The 1,577-nt window shown below is 62.0% G+C and carries 3 pseudogenes and 1 other annotated feature; of the pseudogenes, 1 reads left to right on the plus strand and 2 read right to left on the minus strand.

Annotation, left to right across the window (positions count from 1 at the left end):
• Positions 1-192: 192 nt before the first annotated feature.
• A pseudogene (locus RM532_RS15995) lies at positions 193-438 on the minus strand (integrase core domain-containing protein); the annotation flags it as partial.
• A gap of 50 nt (positions 439-488) precedes the next feature.
• Between RM532_RS15995 and RM532_RS16080 the strand changes: the two are divergent.
• Positions 489-807, plus strand: a pseudogene (locus RM532_RS16080) (helix-turn-helix domain-containing protein); the annotation flags it as partial.
• On the opposite strand, the pseudogene RM532_RS16005 reads toward RM532_RS16080, so the two are convergent.
• Positions 786-1,328 (minus strand): annotated as a pseudogene (locus RM532_RS16005) (IS3 family transposase); the annotation flags it as partial. The pseudogenes RM532_RS16080 and RM532_RS16005 overlap by 22 nt on opposite strands.
• Positions 985-1,101: a sequence feature (AL1L pseudoknot), on the minus strand. (Overlaps the previous pseudogene by 117 nt.)
• Positions 1,329-1,577: the final 249 nt, after the last annotated feature.

Consider the following 1,577-nt stretch of genomic DNA (forward strand, 5'->3'; position numbering starts at 1 on the left):
AGGCCACGTCCCGCGACTCGCGACTCGCGTCAACCGAGCGCGACAACCATGGGTTATATCGGCTGAGAAATTAGCTTGCCCACACCTTGCGCCAATAAAATCTGAATCGCCCCGACTTTCCCGGAGGCTCGTGGGTTTGAGTCAAACCGCCTCGGCAGACTCGTTAAGTGTGGCATAGAAGTATTGTTCGGCCTAGGCGGGTGGAATGTGTCCAATCGGGCCGAGCAGCCGCTGATGATTAAACCAGTCGACCCAGTCAAGAGTGGCGAATTCGACCGCTTCCAGATTCGGCCAGGGACCGCGTCGACGGATGACTTCAGTCTTGAACAGGCCGATAACGGTTTCGGCCAGTGCGCTGTCATAGGGGTTGCCGACGCGGCCAACCGACGGGGTGATACCGACATCGGCCAGTCGCTCGCTGTAGCGAATGGACAGATACCGGGCGAATTCAATCGGTCGTTGCAATATCTCGACATTGGAGGTGTTGCATGGGACGAAAACGAGGTTGGGCAGCGGAGCAAACGGGCCGGTCGCCAATGCAGCCGCCAGGCCGGCCGGGCATTGATCAGCGGGATACCAAGGGGCCTTTTGGGCACGAATAGCGGCCGGACTGCCCGAGTAAAGATGCGGCGTTGGCGAGCGGCGTGTCGCAGCCGGTTGGGACGCGGTGGTTTCGCGAAGCCGGCGGCATGCCACCGATCAGCCTGGCCCCGAATTCAGGGCGTTACTTGTCGCTTGCTGAGCGCGAGGAGCTGGCGCTGTTGAATGCCCAGCATCTCGGCGCTCGCGAAATCGCTCGACGGTGCAACGGGCCATGGCCCAGCGCTGGCGCTGCAATTCGCGCCAGACCTTGCGGGCGCCATAGACGCATCGGTTATCATGCCAGATCCGGTCGATGGCCCGGCCCACCGCGGCGTCATGCCGAGTACGCGGCGAACGGCGTGCGGGATCGGCCTGCCGGGCCTTGGCCTCGTAGTAGGTCGACGGTGCGATCGGCAACGCCCGGCAGATCGGCTCTACACCGTAGACCTTGCGATGATCGTCGATGAAATCGACCATTACTTGCCGCGGCGGTCGAACTCAGCCTGGGCAAAATACGCCGAGGCATTGCGCAGGATGTCGTTGGCCCGCCGGAGTTCACGGTTTTCACGCCCAAGTGCCTTGACGCGCTCGCGCTCTTCCGTGCTCTCGCCATCGCGCAGACCGCGATCGCACTCGGCCTAGCAAACCCAGTTGCGCAGCGTCTCGGCCGGGCAGCCGAACTTGCCCGCGATCGAACCGATCGCCGCCCACTGCGAGGCGTACTCGCCCTGGTGCTCCAGGGCCATTCGGACCGCCCGCTCGCGGACCTCCGGGGAATATCGCTCGCTTGGTTTCGTAGCTCCAGTCTCTCAAGAGTTGAAGCCTCCGGCGAACCCGGGGCGATTCAAATGTAGTTTACCAGTCGACCTTGGCCTCCAGTCGGTCTGGATCACCTTGCCAAGCGTTAGCCTCGTCACTGAAATCCGTTGAAGTCGTCGATTCAGTAGTGGGGTGCACTGAAATACCTATCGGACAAACTCTTGGGCCAGGGTCCT

Source organism: Spectribacter hydrogenoxidans, from assembly GCF_031846275.1.
GTDB classification, from domain to species: Bacteria; Pseudomonadota; Gammaproteobacteria; order Nevskiales; family Salinisphaeraceae; genus Spectribacter; species Spectribacter hydrogenoxidans.